The 2058-nt window shown below is 75.5% G+C and carries 3 protein-coding genes; all 3 read left to right on the top strand.

The features are described 5' to 3' along the window. The coding region (locus JM949_RS38310; RefSeq protein WP_456320249.1) for a magnesium chelatase subunit ChlI family protein at positions 1–254 on the top strand (254 nt) is incomplete at its 5' end. Then, positions 251–1456 (top strand): DNA-processing protein DprA, encoded by a 1206-nt coding sequence (locus JM949_RS35485; RefSeq protein ID WP_203152413.1) that lies wholly within the window; start codon positions 251–253, stop codon positions 1454–1456. The genes JM949_RS38310 and JM949_RS35485, both read left to right, overlap by 4 nt. 285 nt (positions 1457–1741) lie before the next feature. Further along, on the top strand, positions 1742–2058 hold a 317-nt coding region (locus JM949_RS35480; protein WP_203152412.1), incomplete at its 3' end, for a site-specific integrase.

Here is a 2058-nt window from a genome sequence, read left to right as displayed (position 1 = left end):
GAGGCGGCGTGAGCGCCGACGACGACAGCAGGCTGGCCCGGGTCGCGCTGACCTGGCTGGCCGAGCCGGGCACCCGGGCGGTGCACCGACTGGTGGAGCTGCGCGGCCGGCTCGACTGCGGCTCGCTGTCGGCCCGCGGCTTCGACCGGGTGATCCGGATGGCCTGGACCATCGCCGACCTGGACGGCCGGGACCGGCCGGACCGGGAGGACGTTCGGGAGGCGACACAGCTACGAACGGGGGAGGCGGCGTGAGCGCCGACGACGACAGCAGGCTGGCCCGGGTCGCGCTGACCTGGCTGGCCGAGCCGGGCACCCGGGCGGTGCACCGACTGGTGGAGCGGCTCGGTCCGGTGGCGACCCTGGACCTGCTGCTCGACGGGGGCAGCCCGGACGGGTGGTTGCACACCACCGTGGTTGCCCAGTCGGCGGCCGGCGACGCGCGGGCGGTGGCGGCCGAGGCGCTGGACCGGGCGGACCGGCTGGGTGCCCGGCTGGTCATCCCCGGCGACGAGGAGTGGCCGGCCAGGGTGGCCGGCCTGGCCACCCTGCGCCTGCCGGACGTCAGCCGCCGGGTGGACGCCGAGACCGCCCCGCCGCTCTGCTTCTGGGTGCGCGGGAGCTGGCCACTCGGTGAGGCCCTGGAACGCTCGGTGGCCGTGGTCGGTGCGCGGGCGGCCACCGGTTACGGCCAGCACGTCGCCACGGAGTTGGGGTACGGGCTGGCCGAGCGGGACTGGACGGTCGTGTCGGGTGGCGCGTTCGGCATCGACGCCGCCGCCCACCGGGGCGCCCTCAACGCGGGCGGTCTGACCGTCGCGGTGCTCGCCTGCGGGCTGGACCGGCCGTATCCGATGGGCAACACCGCGCTCTTCGACCGGATCGCCGACACCGGGCTGCTGGTCAGCGAATGGCCGCCCGGCGCCGAGCCGCTGCGCCCCCGGTTTCTGATCCGCAACCGGGTGATCGCCGGCGGCACGCTGGGCACGGTTCTGGTGGAGGCGTCGGCGCGCAGTGGCGCGACGCAGACCGCTCGGCGAGCCATCCACACCGGCCGGGTGGCCATGGTGGTGCCCGGGCCGGTGACGTCGGCGATGTCCGTCGGCTCGCACGAGTTCCTCCGCGAGCACCCCAGGGCGCGGCTGGTCACCGGCGTGGCGCACGTGCTGGAGGAGGTGGGCCGCATCGGCGCCGACCTGGCCCCGCCGGCCCGCGGCCCGCAGCGGGCCACCGACACGCTCGACGACGACGCGCGGTCGCTGCTGGAGGCGCTGCCCCGCCGAGGCGCGCTGGGCGTGGACCGGCTCGCCGCCCGCGCCCGTGTCGACGTACGGACCGCGTTGCGCAAACTGTCCCTGCTGGAGGAGCTGTCCATGGTGGTCCGCCGGGACGAGGGCTACGCGCTCGCCCCACCGGTCACTCCGAAACCTGGCAGCATAGCCGCCACCGCACGGTGAGTCATCGGGCACCCTGCGGCGAGGTGTTACCGGTACGGTGCGCGGTCATGGGCGCTATCAAGCCATGGCACCTCGCCACCCTGTGTTGTCTCGCCACGACCGCCGTGCTCGTTGTCGGCCTGCTCGTGTTCCTGGTCAAGAGGAGCAACCGCCGGTAACCGGGGCCGGCACATCGGCATCCCCGTGACCGGTGGGGCACGCCGATCGGCCGTAGGCTGACGGCGTGCCAGCTGTCCGCGAGGGTGCCCGGGGCGACGCACCGGTCAACGCGCCGGTGCGGCCACGATGAGCCGGCCCGACCGGGGCACCCGGGCGATGCACCAGGCACTACCGCCGGCGCTGCGCGACGCGGTGGACGACTTCGCCGAGCACCTGTCCCGGGTGCGTAACCGGTCGACGCACACCGTCCGCGGGTACGTCACGGATCTCGTCTCGCTGCTCGACCACGCGGTACGGATGGGCTGCGTCGACCTCGCCGAGCTGGACCTGTCGGTGCTACGCAGCTGGCTGGCCCGGCAGCGCACCAGCGGCGCGGCCCGCACCTCGTTGGCCCGGCGGGCCGCGTCGGCGCGGGCGTTCAGCGCCTGGGCGCACCGGGCCGG

The organism is Micromonospora tarensis (genome assembly GCF_016803395.1).
In the GTDB taxonomy this organism is placed as follows: Bacteria; Actinomycetota; Actinomycetes; order Mycobacteriales; family Micromonosporaceae; genus Micromonospora; species Micromonospora tarensis.
The sequence above is the reverse complement of the archived record's forward strand: the minus strand, read 5'-3'. Positions and strand labels throughout refer to the sequence as shown.